Annotated in this window: 15 protein-coding genes; 9 read left to right on the forward strand and 6 right to left on the reverse strand. The window is 40.1% G+C overall.

The genetic code is table 11. The features are described from left to right. Window positions 1-19: 19 nt before the first annotated feature. Genes F896_RS10550 through lpxA form a run of 4 tightly spaced genes read left to right on the forward strand, consistent with a single transcriptional unit; the run spans window position 20 to window position 2,871 of the window. The gene (locus F896_RS10550; RefSeq protein ID WP_016163573.1) at window positions 20-520 is read left to right on the forward strand and encodes an OmpH/Skp family outer membrane protein; all 501 of its coding nucleotides are present in this window, start codon (window positions 20-22) and stop codon (window positions 518-520) included. A 3-nt stretch (window positions 521-523) separates the two neighbouring features. Continuing rightward, window positions 524-1,594 (forward strand): UDP-3-O-(3-hydroxymyristoyl)glucosamine N-acyltransferase, encoded by a 1,071-nt coding sequence (gene lpxD, locus F896_RS10545; protein WP_016163574.1) that lies wholly within the window; start codon window positions 524-526, stop codon window positions 1,592-1,594. Window positions 1,595-1,600: 6 nt separating this feature from the next. Next, a complete protein-coding gene (fabZ, locus tag F896_RS10540) occupies window positions 1,601-2,086 on the forward strand; it encodes a 3-hydroxyacyl-ACP dehydratase FabZ (RefSeq protein ID WP_004807401.1) in 486 nt (161 codons plus the stop codon). Continuing rightward, on the forward strand, window positions 2,083-2,871 hold the full coding sequence (gene lpxA, locus F896_RS10535; protein ID WP_016163575.1) for an acyl-ACP--UDP-N-acetylglucosamine O-acyltransferase: 789 nt from the start codon (window positions 2,083-2,085) through the stop codon (window positions 2,869-2,871). Before fabZ ends, lpxA begins: the two co-directional genes overlap by 4 nt. A gap of 43 nt (window positions 2,872-2,914) precedes the next feature. Here the strand turns inward: lpxA and F896_RS10530 are convergent, their stop codons facing one another. Continuing rightward, a complete protein-coding gene (locus F896_RS10530) occupies window positions 2,915-3,847 on the reverse strand; it encodes an AraC family transcriptional regulator (protein WP_016163576.1) in 933 nt (310 codons plus the stop codon). 189 nt (window positions 3,848-4,036) lie between these two features. Between F896_RS10530 and F896_RS10525 the strand changes: the two genes are divergently transcribed. Next, window positions 4,037-5,281: an alkane 1-monooxygenase gene (locus tag F896_RS10525; protein WP_016163577.1), complete on the forward strand. Its 1,245-nt coding sequence runs from the start codon at window positions 4,037-4,039 to the stop codon at window positions 5,279-5,281. Between the two features lie 158 nt (window positions 5,282-5,439). Further along, window positions 5,440-6,792, forward strand: coding sequence for a glutathione-disulfide reductase (gorA, locus tag F896_RS10520; protein ID WP_016163578.1), 1,353 nt, complete (start codon window positions 5,440-5,442; stop codon window positions 6,790-6,792). 27 nt (window positions 6,793-6,819) lie between these two features. Here gorA and F896_RS10515 read toward each other — a convergent pair whose 3' ends face one another. Both F896_RS10515 and F896_RS10510 read right to left on the reverse strand, forming a co-directional pair. Further along, window positions 6,820-8,181: an ATP-binding protein gene (locus tag F896_RS10515; RefSeq protein WP_016163579.1), complete on the reverse strand. Its 1,362-nt coding sequence runs from the start codon at window positions 8,179-8,181 to the stop codon at window positions 6,820-6,822. A 5-nt stretch (window positions 8,182-8,186) separates the two neighbouring features. Continuing rightward, entirely contained in the window at window positions 8,187-8,849 is a 663-nt protein-coding gene (locus tag F896_RS10510) for a response regulator transcription factor (RefSeq protein ID WP_016163580.1), read from the reverse strand. Between the two features lie 109 nt (window positions 8,850-8,958). Here F896_RS10510 and dsbD point away from each other — a divergent pair, with 109 nt between their 5' ends. The 3 genes from dsbD to dsbG are packed head-to-tail and all read left to right on the forward strand — an operon-like array spanning window position 8,959 to window position 12,487. Next, window positions 8,959-10,896: a protein-disulfide reductase DsbD gene (gene dsbD / locus F896_RS10505; protein WP_016163581.1), complete on the forward strand. Its 1,938-nt coding sequence runs from the start codon at window positions 8,959-8,961 to the stop codon at window positions 10,894-10,896. Next, a complete protein-coding gene (locus F896_RS10500) occupies window positions 10,896-11,744 on the forward strand; it encodes a TlpA disulfide reductase family protein (protein WP_016163582.1) in 849 nt (282 codons plus the stop codon). The genes dsbD and F896_RS10500 overlap by 1 nt, the downstream gene beginning before the upstream one ends. After that, complete coding sequence (gene dsbG, locus F896_RS10495; RefSeq protein WP_016163583.1) at window positions 11,741-12,487, forward strand: thiol:disulfide interchange protein DsbG; 747 nt, start codon at window positions 11,741-11,743, stop codon at window positions 12,485-12,487. Before F896_RS10500 ends, dsbG begins: the two co-directional genes overlap by 4 nt. 95 nt (window positions 12,488-12,582) lie before the next feature. Here the strand turns inward: dsbG and F896_RS10490 are convergent, their stop codons facing one another. The 3 genes from F896_RS10490 to F896_RS10480 all read right to left on the reverse strand — a co-directional run bounded on the left by F896_RS10490 (window position 12,583) and on the right by F896_RS10480 (window position 16,629). Further along, window positions 12,583-13,782 carry an acyl-CoA dehydrogenase family protein gene (locus tag F896_RS10490; RefSeq protein ID WP_004653327.1) on the reverse strand — a complete coding sequence of 400 codons (1,200 nt, stop codon included), beginning with the start codon at window positions 13,780-13,782 and terminating at the stop codon, window positions 12,583-12,585. A gap of 15 nt (window positions 13,783-13,797) precedes the next feature. After that, window positions 13,798-15,084 (reverse strand): acyl-CoA dehydrogenase family protein, encoded by a 1,287-nt coding sequence (locus F896_RS10485; RefSeq protein ID WP_171069683.1) that lies wholly within the window; start codon window positions 15,082-15,084, stop codon window positions 13,798-13,800. 276 nt (window positions 15,085-15,360) lie between these two features. Then, window positions 15,361-16,629 carry an OprD family outer membrane porin gene (locus F896_RS10480; RefSeq protein ID WP_016163585.1) on the reverse strand — a complete coding sequence of 423 codons (1,269 nt, stop codon included), beginning with the start codon at window positions 16,627-16,629 and terminating at the stop codon, window positions 15,361-15,363. Between the last annotated feature and the right edge of the window lie 99 nt (window positions 16,630-16,728).

Raw genomic sequence — 16,728 nt, forward strand, 5'->3', positions numbered from 1 at the left:
ATATATAAAGGATGTCATAATGAAAACATTAACAATGCTCATGTTAGGTTTGGGATTCACGGTTTCTGCGTCTGTAAATGCTGCAGGACTTGGTGTGGTTGATTTAGCGAAAGTTGTTGAAAGCAGTACTTATCTAAAACAACAAAATGCGAGCCTAACTCAGTCAGTTAAACCAACTTCGACTCGACTGGAGCAATTGGGTAAAGAATTAGAATCTTTGCAGCAAAAAGCACAGACTGATGGTCAAAAAATGAATCAGGCTGATATTCAGAAACTTACTGCTCAATATCAGTCAAAGTTAAGTGAATTTAATTCGACTCAACAAGGCTTGCAGACCAAAGTTCAGTCAAGCTTACAGGCGATGAATACCACTTTTGAGTCACGTGTGAAACAAGCTGCTGAACAATTGCGTAAAGAAAGTAATTTAGACTTTATTTTAAATAAAAATTCTACGATTGCCTCTGACGCTCAGTATGATTTAACTGATAAAATGATCCAAAAGGTCAATGCTATTAAATAATCAATGAATAGACGTACTTATCGTTTAGAAGAAATTGCTCACCTTGTCAAAGGTGAGTATTTCGGTGAGAAGAATTTCCAAATTTCTAATTTGGCAAGTTTAGAACATGCAGAAAAACAGCATATTTGCTTTGTAAATGGTGAAAAATATTTGGCAGCAGCTGAAGCAAGCCACGCTGGTGTATATATTGTCACTGCAGCACTTAAACAGCAGCTTGTAAACAAACAAAATTTTATTGTTGTTGATAATCCTTATTTGGCATTTGCCACACTCACACATTTATTTGAAAAAAAGATAACTCAATGCGGTATCGAAAGTACTGCTCGAATTCATCCATCTGCAATTATCGCTGATGATGCCTATATCGGGCACTATGTTGTCATCGGTGAAAACTGTGTCGTGGGTAACAATACCATTATTCAAGCTCACGCTTTTCTTGATGATGAAGTGGAAGTGGGTAAAGATTGCTTTATTGATGCGCATGTCACTATAACTGGTGCTGCAAAATTGAAAGACCGTGTTCGTATTCATGCCAATACGGTGATCGGCACTGAAGGTTTTGGTTTTGCTCCTTATCAAGGGAAGTGGCATCGTATCGCTCAACTTGGTTCAGTTCGTATTGGAAATGATGTTCGTATTGGTTCAAATTGTAGTATTGATCGCGGTGCACTCGATGACACAATTTTAGAAGATGGTGTCATTATTGATAACCTTGTGCAAATTGCTCACAATGTTCAAATTGGAGAGAACACCGCCATTGCTGCCAATTGCGGAATTGCAGGAAGTGCGAAAATTGGCAAAAACTGTATCATGGGGGGCGCTTCGGGTGTGGTTGGACACCTTGAAATTACCGATAACGTAACACTTACAGCAATGTCAATGGTCACAAAAAATATTTCTGAGCCTGGAACATATTCTTCTGGCATGGGGTTGTTTGAAAATAGTCATTGGAAAAAGACAATTGTTCGTCTAAGACAATTAGCAGATGTGCCATTGACCCAAATCGCCAAAAGGCTTGATCATATGCAAGCTCAATTAGAGTCCCTTGAATCAACCCTTAAGTTACGTAAATAATTTATTATGACTGAGTCTACATTACCAGCATTCACAATGCCTGAATTACCTATGGATATTCTTACCATTCGTGAATATTTACCGCATCGTTATCCTTTTTTACTTGTTGATCGTGTTACTGAAGTAACTGAGAATAGCATTGTCGGTTATAAAAACGTCTCGATTAACGAAGAGTTTTTACAAGGGCATTTCCCAACGTACCCGATTATGCCAGGCGTGCTGATTATTGAAGCTTTGGCACAAGTCTCTGGTATATTAGGTTTTGTACTTACAAATCAAAAGCCGAAAGCCGGTTCATTGTTCCTGTTTGCGGGTGCTGAAAAAATCAGGTTTAAAAAACAAGTTGTTGCAGGTGACCAGCTTATCTTAAAATCTGAACTTGTGATGCAAAAACGCGGTATTTACAAGTACAATTGTACCGCTAGTGTCGATGGTAAGGTTGCCGCGACAGCAGAGATTATTATTTCCCACCAGAAAATAGAGCAGACATGAGTAGTCAAAATTTAATACATCCTACAGCAATTATTGACCCGTCTGCAGAAATCGCTTCTGATGTACAAATTGGTCCATATTGTATTGTAGGTCCAAATGTAAGTATTGACTCTGGTACAAAATTACATTCACATGTTGTTATTGGTGGTTTTACGAGAATTGGTAAAAATAATGATATTTTCCAATTCTCGAGTATTGGGGAAATTTGTCAGGATTTAAAATATCAGGGCGAAGAAACTTGGTTGGAAATTGGCGACCATAACTCGATTCGTGAACATTGTACTTTGCATAGAGGTACAGTTCAGGATCATAGTTTGACCAAGATTGGTAGCCATAACCTATTAATGGTCAATACACATATTGCACATGACTGTGTAATTGGCAATCATAATATTTTTGCCAATAATGTGGGTATTGCTGGGCATGTCCAAGTTGGTGATCATGTGATTGTTGGCGGTAATGCTGGTATTCATCAATTCTGTAAGATTGACTCTTATAGCATGATCGGCGGAGCTGCTTTAATTCTTAAAGATGTACCTGCTTATATTATGGCATCAGGTAATCCTGCACGTGCTTTTGGTATGAATATTGAAGGGATGCGTCGTAAGGGCTGGTCTAGAGATACAATTCAAGGCTTAAGAGAGGCCTATAAGCTGATCTATAAATCTGGTCTAACCACAGAGCAGGCAATTGAAAAGATTCGTAATGAAATTTTAGTAAAAACACCAGAAGCTCAATTGTTTATTGACTCTTTAGAGCAATCAACTCGTGGGATTGTGCGTTAACTGCTAGATTGAAAAAAAGACACCGAGGTGTCTTTTTTTATGCTTAATTTTCCTGTTCTACAAATTGTTGTCGATACTGTTTAGGCGAGTGCTCAAAAGTACGTTTAAAAGCCTGACTAAAAGCAGTTTCTGATGAGTAACCCACTTTATTGGCAATTTGTTGAACTGAATAATTACTTTTACGCAGATATTGGCTTGCTAAACGCATGCGATGTTGCTGTAAATAAGCGAGTGGTGATTCACCAATCACTTCATGGAATAGGCTAGCAAACTTTGAACGTGACATGCAGCATTGTTCTGCCAAGGTCTCAACTGTCCAAGCATCCTCAGGATGATTGTGAATTGCAGCCAAACTGTTACTGAGCTCAGGATGATTTAAAGCACTGAGCCAACCATGTTGACTTGAGATTTGTTGAATATGATCTCGAATACATTTGATTAATAAAATATTGACCAAGTGATCGATGATGATATCGCGGCCTGCCTGAATATTCTGTGTTTCTAAGGCCAAAAAATGTAAGCCGATTTGCAGCCATTCAGGTGCATTGGTATCTCCATGTTGGAGATGGATGATTGAAGGTAAGGCCTGAATAAAAGGACGGGCCATAATGGTATCAATCTGGCAGCGTACGGTTAGAATGAGGTTTTTCTCAGATGAGTGGGTACCGAATTCGATAGCTTCTTCTTTATGCCCATCGAACAACTTTGAAATATCAACGGCATCAATTAGTTTAGTAATTGTATTATCTGCCCCTGTGTGTGCTTTTCCAGACGGAATAACCACAATTTCACCTGCATGTGCAGTTAAACTATTTTGCGCGTCAATTTGAATAAAAACAGAACCAACTAAAACAATATGAACAATTAACGCCGTTTGATCTTGGCAGATAAAACTCCATTCTCCTTGAGTTTTCAAGTAGATATATTCAGTGTGATTTAAATGAATATCAGCAAATATTTTACTTAAAGCATCCATATGATTTTTTAACGATGTATTCATCTAAATTATAGAGAGCTGCGCCAATAACTCAATATGTGTTTATAGGACAAAAACAGGGTGGATGATGCCAAAGACTTTGACATAGGTTTTTTGGACGCTTGCAACTGTCATGAATTTCATAATTCCTCAAAATATACTTATATATACAAAGACATGGATTCGATGATGAATGCGCCAGTAAATGTTGAGCAAGAACTTACGCCAGTAAGCATTCCAAAGTCAAAAACTGAATTAGATCGTAAACGTTATTTATGGGCCATTAGCCCAGCTTTACCTGCAATCGGGATTGGTATTTTAGCAGGTTATCAATTTGCACCACGTCCATTGAAAAAAGTTTTTGCTTTAGGCGGACCAATCGTTTTACATATTATCATTCCTACGATTGACACCATTATTGGTAAAGATGCCAATAATCCAACCGATGAAGATATTCGACTGCTTGAAAAAGACCCTTATTATTCTCGATTGGTTAAAAGCTTTATTCCCTTGCAATATGCAGCTAATGTATATGCATGCTATTTAACTAGTCGTAAAGAAACATCGTTCATTGATAAGATTTTTTTAGGGATCTCAATGGGTGCAATCAACGGGATTGCGATTAATACAGCACATGAACTGAGTCATAAACACGATCGTATTGACCACATTCTGTCGCATTTAGCACTTGTGCCAACAGGCTATAACCATTTCCGAATTGAACATCCTTATGGCCACCATAAACGTGCTGCAACACCTGAAGATCCAGCATCTTCACAAATGGGTGAAACCTTTTATGAGTTTTGGCCACGTACCGTCATTGGTTCTTTTAAATCTGCAATTGAAATTGAAACCAACCGTCTAAAGCGTAAGGGCAAAGAATTCTGGTCAACTGAAAATGAACTATTACAAGGTTGGGGAATGAGTGCAGCTTTCCATGGTTCAATGGTGGGTTTGTTTGGTAAGGGTGTTATTCCTTACTTGGCAACACAGGCTTTTTATGGCATTAGCTTGTTTGAAATTATTAACTATATCGAACACTATGGTTTAAAGCGTCAGAAAGACAAGAATGGTAAGTATGAACGTACCATGCCAGAACATAGCTGGAACAATAATAATATTGTGACCAACTTATTCTTGTATCAGTTGCAACGTCACTCAGATCATCATGCTTATCCGACGCGTCCGTTCCAAGCGTTACGTCATTTTGATGAAGCGCCTGAATTGCCGAGTGGTTATGCAAGTATGCTATTGCCAGCTTTGATTCCACCACTATGGTCAAAAATGATGGATAAGCGTGTATTTGATCACTATAAAGGTGATTTGAATAAAGCCAATATTTTTCCAAAACGTCGTGCAAAACTATTTAAGAAATTTGGTGTGGTTGATCAGTCTCTGACTGAAGTTTCTACTGAGACAGCAACTACAGCATAATCCAAACTGCTTTCCCAAAGCAGGGCACTGATGAGTAATCGTCAGTGCCTTTTTATTTTCTTGTATAAAAAGCTTAACTAAGTACAGATTTTGAATATTCTTACTGTATATCTATGTATAACTTAAAAATAATCTTGTAATTGGTTTATGAGGTAAAGATGACAAAACATTATGATTATATTGCGATTGGTGGCGGTAGTGGCGGCATTGCATCAGTCAATCGTGCTGCGATGTATGGAAAAAAATGTGCCTTGATTGAAAAATCTGAAATAGGCGGGACTTGCGTTAATGTTGGTTGTGTTCCTAAAAAAGTCATGTGGTATGCCGCGCATGTCGCTGAATCGATTCAGAAATATGCTCTTGATTATGGTTTCAATACTAAAGTCGAGTCATTTGATTGGCAGGTTTTAATCAAAAATCGTCAGGCCTATATTGATAGAATTCACCAATCTTATCAAAATAGCCTAAGCAAAAATCAAGTTGATCTTATTCAGGGTGCGGCTTATTTCATTGATAAAAATACCATTGAAGTTAACGGTGAGCGATTCACAGCGGATCATATCCTGATTACAACAGGGACACAGCCCTCATTACCTAAAATAGATGGGGTGGAATATGGCATAGATTCAAATGGCTTCTTTGAACTAAGTGCTTTACCAAAAACCACCGCAGTGATTGGTTCAGGTTATATTGCGGTTGAATTGGCGGGTGTGCTGAATGCTTTGGGTTCTCAGGTTGGATTGTTTATTCGTAAGGATTTACCTGTAAGACGTTTTGATTCTTTCTTAAGTGAAACCTTAGTCGAAGTAATGCGGACAGATGGCATTGCTGTACATACCCAAGCCGTACCTCAAAAAATCACAAAAAATGCTGATGGTTCAGTGGTACTTCATTTAGAGAATGGTGAAAGCTACACAGTTGATTGTCTGATCTGGGCAACTGGTCGAGAGCCAAATACTGCGAGTTTGAATCTGGAGAAGGCCAATGTCCAGCTGGATGAACGAGGTTATATTCAGGTTGACAAATACCAGAATACCTCACAACAGGGGATCTATGCCGTTGGCGATATTATTGGGAAAATGGAACTAACACCTGTCGCTGTAGCTGCTGGGCGCAGATTGTCCGAACGACTCTTTAATGATAAATCTGATGAGCATTTAGATTACGACAATATTCCAACTGTGGTATTTAGCCACCCTCCAATAGGAACGGTGGGAATTACTGAGCAGGAAGCAATTGAAAAATATGGTCAAAAAGAGGTTAAGGTCTATAACTCATCATTTACCGCGATGTATAGTGCGATTACTCAACATCGCCAACCCACCAAAATGAAATTGGTCTGTGTGGGTGATAATGAAAAAATTGTTGGGATTCACGGAATTGGTTTTGGTATGGATGAAATTCTGCAAGGTTTTGCTGTTGCCTTGAAAATGGGAGCAACCAAGAAAGACTTTGATAATACGGTTGCGATCCATCCTACCTCGGCAGAAGAGTTTGTCACCATGCGCTAAGCTTTAGGCTTATCCATTGTATTCTGTTCACTCAGAATTTTGAACAGATGAAATAATCACTTTAAGACCACTTGGGAGATGATGGCTAAAGCGAATGCGATAGCCATATTTCTCAAGTAATTGACTGACCAAGGCTAAACCGAGTCCGTGTCCATCATTCTGTGCGGATTTACGCCAAAATCTTTGTGTTAGCAGATCTAACTCAGCATTGCTTAATCCCTTGCCATGATCGCTCACAATCAAAACGTGGTGTTCCATGTAAATTTGAATAGGAGGTTGCGCATGTATATAAGCATTCTCAATCAAGTTTTTCAAAACAATACTGAGCGTAGCATGGGGGAGTGCCATAGCTGATAGGCTGGTCCAGTTCACATCCAATTGTTGTGGTAGATCAGTATATTTTTTTTCAAGCTCAGTGATGACCTGTCTTAAACAAGCGCTAACATCAGTTTGGTCTGATAATGATGGCAATTGAATCTCAGTTTTACTGAGTAACAGAAGCTGTTCAAGCAGTTGCTGGTAACGTTGAATGCTTATTTCTGCTTTTTCTAGATTATTGAGTAACTTTTCGGATTCTATTTGTGGCTGTGCCAACATCAGTTTACTTAATTGTACATGCGTTTTAATTGCGGTTAGTGGGCTACGCAGTTCATGTGCTGCAAACGCACTAAAGCTCTTTTCATTTTCTAAACTCTGGTGCAGGTTCTGCACAAGTTCAACTAGGCTATCAACAAATGGCTGGATTTCTTGAGGAATATTTTGAGCTTTTAGCTCAAGCAGCTCTGTTGTCGCAGTGGAAAAATGCTGCTTCCTTTGTTTGACTCGCTGTGCAATTTGATCAAGGGGTTGAAATTCAACACGAACTATCCATAGAATTAATAAGATACATAAAATTAAAGTCAGAATTAAAGGAATCAGTACCGACTGTAAAATCTGTTTGAGTAAGGAATAGCGAAGCTGTAATTTCTCAGCAGTAACAACTTGTATATGTCCTTTTTGCAATACATAACTGCGCCACTCTATATTATTTTCTTGCCATGTACTAAAACCAACATGTCGTGTTGAAAGTTTGGGTGAACCTTGGGTTCTGACAATCACTTGTGGGTCAGTTCCAGAACCAGAATTCAAAAAGGAAACTTCACAAACCAGTAGATTTTGACTGTCATGCTTTTGTTGCGTCGAGTTTAAGGTATCGATAATTTCATTCACAGGAAGTTGCTGAATCAAATGAGCAACCATTTGGGCAGATGCAGAAAGGCGTTGATCTAAGGTAGATTGCAAGCGTTTTTCTAAATCGACATAGAGCCAGTAAAAGACCAATGACCAAAGTAAGATAAACACAATGGAAATTGTGGTCACCAAGCGCCATTTTAAACTATAACTTTTCATCTCTTTTACTCGGCTACTTTTAGCATATAGCCCACACCACGAATTGTTTGAATAATATCTGGGTGGATTTTTTGTCGAAGATGATAGATATGCACATTAATCGCATTACTCTCGATACTTTCCTGAAAACCATAAACTTTATCAATTAAGTCTTCGTTTTTAAGAATCTGATTCGGATAAAGCATAAACGATTCAAGCAAGCTATATTCACGACGTGAAAGCGTTAAGAGCTGACCCTGATAATAGGCTTGCTGCGTATCTGGATGAATTTGAAGCTCTCCAATTTGAATCGTATTAGAGGAATAACCTCTATTTCGTCTTGTTAAGGCGTGAATTCGGGCAATCAATATACTTAAATCAAAGGGCTTGGTCAGGTAATCATCTGCACCCACATTTAAAGCTTCGACACATTGCTGGGTTTGGTTACGTGCTGTCAGTACCAGTACGGGCACATGCAGTTCATCGTTGCGCCATGTTTGTAACAACTCTAATCCATCTTGATCGGGTAAGCCGAGATCAAGCAAACATAAATCTACTGCGCTGTTACGGATAAAATAATCGGCAGCTTTGGCTGTATTTACATGCTCAACTGAAATACTGAGATAATCCAGAGCAGCGATAATACTTCCAGCAATATAGGGATCATCTTCAACAAGTACGACAAACATGGCTTTTCCTCAATAGAGTCCCTATTCTACAAATAAAAAAGCGCCTTAATGTTCTCTTAATTTTGCTTGTTTGATAATGCCATCATGTTAATGCTTTAGATCAGATGGTATGCGATTTCAACTCTTAATCGGTATGATCCTTGGATTAAATACCACAGCGTGGGCTGGGAATGAGTTTTTACATCCCGATCAAGCTTTTAAGTTCCAAGCCAGTTCAATTTCCAAAGAAAAGGCTGAACTCAATTGGGACATCGTCCCCAATTATTATTTATATCATGACCAGTTTAAGCTGAGCGTGAATGGTAAAAATATTGACTTAAAATTACCTAAAGGACAGGAAAAAGATGACCCAACCTTTGGTAAGACGGATGTACATTATAATCAAGTCACAGCTCAATTCGAGGTGCAGCCGAATCAGCTATACAGTGTGCAATGGCAGGGATGTGCTGATGATGGGCTCTGTTATCCCGTACAAAGAACAACGATTCAAACCGATGCAACAGGTTTATTGCCACAACAAAAGTTAGGATCAGCACAAACTAAATTGGCACTTTTAGTTCAAGAGCCAGAAAAAACGACCGATACTTCGGAGGCGTTGAATCACCAAGACTTAAATACTGCCCAGAGTGAGTCTATACAGGCTGAAGCAATTAAACCCAGTGAAGATACTCAACAGACCAATGATTCTACGGACACAGTGAATATTCAGCAAGATTCAGTAACGCAGAGTACAACGGCTGCTGCTGAATCAAGCAGCCAGCAGCAGGTCGCTAGCAAAACATTCAAGCAAGATTGGAACAATGATCAGTTTTTCCTTAGCCTTCTCTCCAACCAAACGGTTTGGCTTAATCTTATTGCATTCTTGGGGTTTGGCGTTTTATTGGCATTTTTACCCTGTTCTTTGCCCTTGATTCCGATTTTGTCCAGTATTTTGGTACAACAGAACAAGAGGCGTAAAGCAGCACTGATTGCGCTGACTTTTGTCACCAGTATGGCCTTGGTCTATGCCGTCATGGGATTTGTGGTGTCACAAATTGGCTTTAATGTTCAGCGTTGGTTTCAAAACCCAATGGTGATCGGCTTATTTGTACTGATGTTTATTGCATTTGCACTCAATTTATTTGGCTTATATCAGCTCTCTCTACCGCAGTCCGTATTGCAACGTTTAGATCGAATCCAACAAGGTCAAAAGGGCGGTACGCTATTCAGTGCTGCGATCATGGGAGCATTATCTGCTTTGATCGTAGGCCCTTGTATGAGTGCACCACTTGCAGGTGCTTTACTCTATGTTTCCCAGCTTGAACATGGCATGTTAGGCGGGCTTTACTTATTCCTGATGGGCTTGGGCATCGGCATTCCAATTTTTATTGCCAGTGTTTTTGGAGCGAAGTATCTGCCTAAACCAGGACTATGGATGGAGCGTCTCAAGTTCTGTTTTGGTTTTGTTATGTTAGCTTTAGCGGTGTATTTTGCTCGGCCTTTATTAGCAAGTGCTTTGTATTATTCAGTTCTTGCGCTTGTTTTGATTGCAATGGCAGGTTATCTGATCGTGGTGTTGCGATATGTGCAAAAGCTTTCTTACCGACTGATGCTGCTTGGTCTTGTTGGGTTGCTCACAGCAAGCAGCATTTGGCAAATACACTTAGCAACATCTTCTTTTCATCAGCAACGATTATCCTCCTTACATGTATGGACGGTGGTTAGAACTCAACATGAACTTGAACAGGCGCTGACACAGCATCCGAATCAAGCGGTATTGATTGATGTTTATGCAGACTGGTGTGTGGCTTGCCAACCGATTGAGCGAGATGTTTTACCTTCTGCTGCTGTACAGGCGGCGATTGAAAATGTGGTGAGAATTAAACTTGATTTAACCCATTATGAGGCTTCTCAGGACATCATTTTGAAGAAATGGCAAATTTTAGGACCTCCAACAGTTTTATTTCTCGATCCAAGTCATCAGGAAATTCGAGATTTACGCTTGACGGGGACTTATAGCGCGAAGCAATTGGTTCAAAATATTCAGTTAATGTCTGGGGAGAAATGATGTTTATTTCTTCAGAAGCCTTACATCTCTGGATCTTTATTTTGCCGTGGTCATTATTGATTATTCTGGCGGGACTATGCAGCGTGCAGCTATTCGGCCTGTATTTAAGTCGTCGCTTTCTCTGGTCAACAGCGATTTGGCAGGTTTATAAGGATTCGCTCTGGACCGCGATTTTGATCGGACTGCTTGCTGCACGATTCGGTTTTGTCGTGATACATGCAGATGTTTACTTCGCTCATCCGATTGATATTTTGAAGATTCAGGATAAAGGCTTTCATCTCTATAGTGGCTTGGTAGCTGCGAGTGTGTGGTTTATTTGGAAAAATCGTTTTTTAAACTATGTCGTCATTGCGGGGAGCTTGGTCATCTTCTTTGCTGTGCAATTGGGTGGCCTAGGTATACACAAGAGATTTCAGACTGAACAACAATATCCAGAACTAACTTTTTCTGATCTTAATCAGCAAGCCCAATCTTTAACTCAATTTGTAGGTCAACCGACAGTCATTAATCTATGGGCCAGTTGGTGTCCACCTTGTCACCGTGAAATGCCTGTGCTGTATCAGGCTCAACACGATCATCCTCATGTTCAGTTTGTCATGCTGAATCAGGGTGAAACCCCCGATGTGATTCACAATTATTTGCGGAAGCATCAATTCCAGTTTCAGCATGTGTTATCTGATCCGTATGGAGAAATGGCGGAGCAGATGAATATGTTTGGACTGCCAAGCACTTTGTTTTTCAATGCACAAGGACAGTTAGTGGAACGTCATTTAGGCGAACTTACGCCTGCAATGCTGAAACAATATTTACAAAAAATCACTCAACTTAATGAGGGAGTCTCTCAATGAATCGATATCTTAAACTCTTGGCAGTGACGGCATTTGCAATGTCTTCAACACCGCTTATTGCCGCAGTTCCAAATATTAAACAAAAACTGGAAAAAGAAGGTTTTAGCTTTGTAAAGCAAATTGAAGCGCCAGCACAAATGACGGGTTGGGCTGGGCATATGCAGCAAAATCCAATGACAGTTTTTATCTCAAATGACAATAAATATTATATTGTTGGGGATTTGCATAATGCCAAAGGTGATAATTTAACCGTTGATGCGCTGAATAAGCATGTGAAGCAATCTGTTTTGGATGATGTTTGGAAAAGTCTGGAAAAATCGGCTTGGATTCAGGATGGCAATGTCAAAGCACCCCGGATTATTTATGTCTTCTCCGATCCAAATTGTCCGTATTGTCATGCTTTTTGGGAAAAGGCCCGTCCGTATGTGAAAGCAGGTAAAGTGCAATTACGTCATATTCAAGTTGGTGTGATTCGTTCTGAAAGCCGAGGGCAGGCCGCAACACTGCTGGCTGCTTCAAATCCGCAACAGGTTTTTGAAGCATTTAATGCGGCGAAAGGGAAACAAAAACTGAAAGAATTAAAACCGATTCCGACACATCTAGCAGAAAAACTGGAAGCTAATGAAGAGATGATGAATAAATATGGCTTTTTTGCGACGCCGGCTTTAGTCTGGAAGAATGCTCAGGGCGGATTAGAAACGGCACAGGGTCTACCTAAGGATCTAAAAAGTGTTTTTGAATAGAAACTTGTGAATGGAAATATGGATTCATAGCGGGATGAATCAAACAAAAAGGACGTTATGAAAACGTCCTTTTTAGGTTATTGCCGATTCACAAATTATTTCAGTTCACTTGATGATTTACCCAATTCACGGCGGGCAATGATCAATTGCTGAATTTGTTGCGTACCTTCAAAAATATCCAGAATTTTTGAATCACGCGCCCATTTTTCCAATAATTCATCTTCACCATAGCCGACACTTGCCGCTAGCTCGACACATTTGAGTGTGATCTCATTCCCTACACGACCCGCTTTGGCTTTGGCAATCGACGCTTCTTTCGAGTTCGGCTTTTTATTGTCTGCCATCCATGTTGCTTTGATCATTAATAATCGTGCAGCTTCCCATTCAGCTTCCATTCGATAGATTTGTGCAGCTAGGTTTGAGGTCTGTAAGTAGGGTGTTGCGTAGTCAGGATCAAGCTGATCTTTAAAAATTTCTTTGATACGTTCTAGGGATGCTTTGGCGCAACCGATCGCCATTGCTGCGACCAGTGGACGGGTGTTGTCAAAGGTTTCCATTACACCAGCGAAACCTTTAGCCACATCAATTTCAGGGTTGCCCAATAAATTGGCAGCAGGCACACGACAGTCAATAAAGCTGATTACAGCAGTATCTGAGGCTTTAATCCCCAGTTTGTGCTCAAGACGTTCAACTTTCATGCCTGCTGTGCCTTTCGGTACCACAAAAGACTTGATCGCAGCACGACCTAATTTTTTATCCAAGGTTGCCCAGACCACAACCGAATCAGCACGTTCACCTGAAGTGACGAAGATCTTTTCGCCATTCAGAATATAATCATCACCATCTTTGGTCGCCGTGGTGCGGATTGCGGCCGAATCTGAACCACAACCCGGCTCGGTAATCGCCATCGCAGCCCAAGTCCCTTTGAAACGTTCTAGCTGTTCGTCATTGGCAACCGCTGCAATTGCTGAGTTGCCCAAGCCTTGGCGAGGCATACTGAGTAACAAACCTGTATCGCCATAACACATTTCAATGATACCTAGTGCTGCTGACATATTGCCGCCATTTACAATGGCATCAAGATTGGCAGTGCCACGTTTACTGGCATTGGCTGCACCAACACCTTCACCACTTTCATTCATACCATCCAGTAATGCCGCCAGCATATCCAGTTCTTTCGGGTAGGCATGTTCAGCTTTATCGTATTTTCGTGAAATCGGACGTAGAACATTGAGTGCTGTTTCGTGTGCTTGATCAACTAGCATTTTAAATTTTTTCGGATTTTGTAAATTCATTATTTTTCTCCAAAATTAAGCATGTAAGCCAGAATGCAAGATTGCAGTCGCACGTAGATCACGATACCAACGCTCAACAGGATGCTCTTTGGTAAAGCCATGACCACCTAAGATCTGTACACCATCGGTACCCATTTTCATTGATTTTTCTGCACAGAGCAGGCGGGCCAAGTAAGCTTCTCGATGAAACGGTTTGCCAGCTTCTGCCAAACTCGCTGCATTTAAAACCAGCATACGCATAGCATCAATTTCGATAGCCATATCTGCAATCATAAAAGCGACACTTTGACGATGAGAGATTGGCTCACCGAAGGCAGTACGTTCATTGGCATATTTAATACAGTAGGCTTTGATCGCTTCACAAGTCCCAATTGCCATAGCACACCACATCAAATTGCCAAGATCGACAAAAGCAGTGTAATCAAAATCAGCATCCCCTAAGCGTAAGGCTGGCGTTTGATTAAATTGAAGGGTCGCCGTTTCAGCAGCTTTTAGGCCCATTGCAGGGTTGGCTTTGATGGCAATCGTTTTATTGGATTGCACCACGAAAATATCAGGTTGACCGTTGAACTCCGCACTGACCAAGAAGACATCAGCAATATCACCTAAAAGCACTAAGCTTTTTTCACCCGTGATATAGAACTGGCCGTTGGCTTCGGTGGCAGTGGTTTTTAACTGATATGGGTTAAAAGCAGCTGTTGTTTCTTGAAAGGCAAAGGTTGCTGTGACATCAGTATCTTCTGCAAATACAGGTAAGTACATCGATTGAACTTGTGTTGAACCCCAACGCGTAATCGCATTGATAACACTGAAGGTGCTGAGTAAACCTGCAGTAAGACTGAAATCACCCTTAGCCAAGCTTTCTGCAATCAGAATATTACTGACAATATTTTGTTCTGCTGCCACACCACCCAATGCCTCTGGCAAAGCATAATAGTTGAGACCCAAATCAACCAAATGTTGCCACAGTTCTTCTGGGAATTGTGCATGATGATCTGCATCATGTGCCAATGTGTACAGGACTTCTTCAGCAAATTGTGACATGGCGTCAACGGTCATTTGCTGTTCTTCAGTCAGACTGAGATCAAACAGATTTTTGTTAGTCTGATTTGGGAGACGTTGTTTATCGAGTGGTTGTGGCTTAAATGCTTTTTGTGTTTTATTGAGTACTTTAAAGCCCGTTTTTGAACCTTGATATAATGATTTCTCTACAAATTTTCTTAATTTGAGTTGATCAAGCATTTCGCTTCCTGCGAGTTTTGTGATCAAAGATAGCCCAAATCCCTGAGCTTTATTCATCATATTCGACATGGTTTTATCCTAGAGGATGGTTGTAAAATTATGCTGACATGCTCCAATGAAAAAGACTATGTCTTGTTTGACATGCCGATTGGAGAAAGATAAAGGGTAATTTGACTAACTATTGTGTTTTATCAATTTGTTTTTTAATGATTTATTAAAAATAATAGAAAATGAAATTAAAAAAAATTGACCAAACTGACAGAGCGCTGATGTTATTGAATCGTTGTCTGATCACTGGGTCATATCGGAATGGCAGCCAGTGATCATGGTTTCAACTTAGAAGCGTTTACTATAGTTCACGAATAAACGGTCCTCACCAAAGTCATTGCCGTGTTTCACATCATAGTCAATGCGGATGTATTGCAGTGCAAAGCCTTTGAGATAGGGTTGTTGAAAGGCGTAGTTCAGAATGAGATTGGATTCAGTCTCATGATTTTTCTCACCATTGGCTGCTTTAAAATCATGACCATAGACATATTTCACCATTGCATTTAGCCCAGGCACGTAGTCCTTAAAATCATAGCCATACATCAGGTGATAAGACTTTTCATTCTTTTTAAAGAAGCCTGTGGCATTCCAGTTAATAAAATAGGTCTCAGGAAGAAAACCATCTGGCAAAGGATAAGCAGATTCACCAATAATCTGTTGATAACCCAAACCAAAAGACTGATTTTTAACTTTGAACATCTCAAGAATTCCAATATTTTGGGCATCAATATCAAAGTTGCTACTGTCATTTTTGGCATTGAAATATTTGAACTTGGAGTTAAGGCTGAAATTTGGCTGCTTCCATGTATGGTCTAAGCCTAGATAGTGTTTGTTGTATAAGTCTTCTAAATTAGCAAAGTAATATTCTGCTTTAAGGGATGGGGTGAACTGATAGCGTAAATCTAGATAATTTAAACCATCCGAGTAAACGGTTTTGCCATTGGCAGTAAAGGAAAACTTGCGAAAATCCTCTTCATTGCGAGGTGATACTTTGGTGACTCGCCCAATTTCGGCATAGAGTTGATCAGAGAGTTGTGACTTTAAGTTGGCTCCCCAATAGGAAGCGAGTAACTGGCGGCTGTTATCAACTGCGGTGACTGGCAGATCAAGCCATAATTCACCAATACTGAACAAGGTTTTGTCATAACCCAGTTTAAGCGCTGCTCCATAATTTAAAAAGTCAGATACTTGTGATTGGGTTTGTGTGTCAAATGGTAAGACGGTATCAGCTACATGCTTATCTTTACTTAAACGCACTGCATATTGAACAGAAGCATCTGCACCAATTGTGACGGGCTTATCTGCGATTTGTAGGGGTGTATCCTGCATATTTGATTTGTAGAATAAAGACGCTGCTTGTGACCAGCTACCTGTATCTTTGAGGTTTGGGTTGTCATAGTCGCGGTTGATATAGGCATTTTTCAGGGTCAATTTCCACTCTTCCTGAGTAGATTTGCCGTTTTCAGCAGCAACAACTATCGGGCTAGAAAATCCAAGCATGACGAATAAAATTGCTGCTCTTAAGTATAGCGGGTTAAATTTATGTACGTGATTCATCATCCATATCCAATTTTAGTACGCCATCCCTCGGCGCTATTATTTTAAAATTCAGATTGAGCACCTTCCTTCATACAGCTTAAAGGAAGGGCGGTAATA

The sequence above is a fragment of the Acinetobacter genomosp. 15BJ genome (assembly GCF_000400715.1).
Classification (GTDB): Bacteria; Pseudomonadota; Gammaproteobacteria; order Pseudomonadales; family Moraxellaceae; genus Acinetobacter.

What these genes read in the sequence shown, in the direction of transcription:
- F896_RS10510 (WP_016163580.1), bottom strand. Translation starts at nt 8,849, where the DNA reads ATGTTTGTCGTACTTGTTGAAGATGATCCCTATATTGCTGGAAGTATT.
- F896_RS10530 (WP_016163576.1), bottom strand. Translation starts at nt 3,847, where the DNA reads ATGGATGCTTTAAGTAAAATATTTGCTGATATTCATTTAAATCACACT.
- F896_RS10525 (WP_016163577.1), top strand. Translation starts at nt 4,037, where the DNA reads ATGAATGCGCCAGTAAATGTTGAGCAAGAACTTACGCCAGTAAGCATT.
- dsbG (WP_016163583.1), top strand. Translation starts at nt 11,741, where the DNA reads ATGAATCGATATCTTAAACTCTTGGCAGTGACGGCATTTGCAATGTCT.
- lpxD (WP_016163574.1), top strand. Translation starts at nt 524, where the DNA reads ATGAATAGACGTACTTATCGTTTAGAAGAAATTGCTCACCTTGTCAAA.
- F896_RS10485 (WP_171069683.1), bottom strand. Translation starts at nt 15,084, where the DNA reads ATGATGAATAAAGCTCAGGGATTTGGGCTATCTTTGATCACAAAACTC.
- dsbD (WP_016163581.1), top strand. Translation starts at nt 8,959, where the DNA reads ATGCGATTTCAACTCTTAATCGGTATGATCCTTGGATTAAATACCACA.
- F896_RS10550 (WP_016163573.1), top strand. Translation starts at nt 20, where the DNA reads ATGAAAACATTAACAATGCTCATGTTAGGTTTGGGATTCACGGTTTCT.
- F896_RS10490 (WP_004653327.1), bottom strand. Translation starts at nt 13,782, where the DNA reads ATGAATTTACAAAATCCGAAAAAATTTAAAATGCTAGTTGATCAAGCA.
- fabZ (WP_004807401.1), top strand. Translation starts at nt 1,601, where the DNA reads ATGACTGAGTCTACATTACCAGCATTCACAATGCCTGAATTACCTATG.
- F896_RS10515 (WP_016163579.1), bottom strand. Translation starts at nt 8,181, where the DNA reads ATGAAAAGTTATAGTTTAAAATGGCGCTTGGTGACCACAATTTCCATT.
- gorA (WP_016163578.1), top strand. Translation starts at nt 5,440, where the DNA reads ATGACAAAACATTATGATTATATTGCGATTGGTGGCGGTAGTGGCGGC.
- F896_RS10500 (WP_016163582.1), top strand. Translation starts at nt 10,896, where the DNA reads ATGTTTATTTCTTCAGAAGCCTTACATCTCTGGATCTTTATTTTGCCG.
- lpxA (WP_016163575.1), top strand. Translation starts at nt 2,083, where the DNA reads ATGAGTAGTCAAAATTTAATACATCCTACAGCAATTATTGACCCGTCT.
- F896_RS10480 (WP_016163585.1), bottom strand. Translation starts at nt 16,629, where the DNA reads ATGAATCACGTACATAAATTTAACCCGCTATACTTAAGAGCAGCAATT.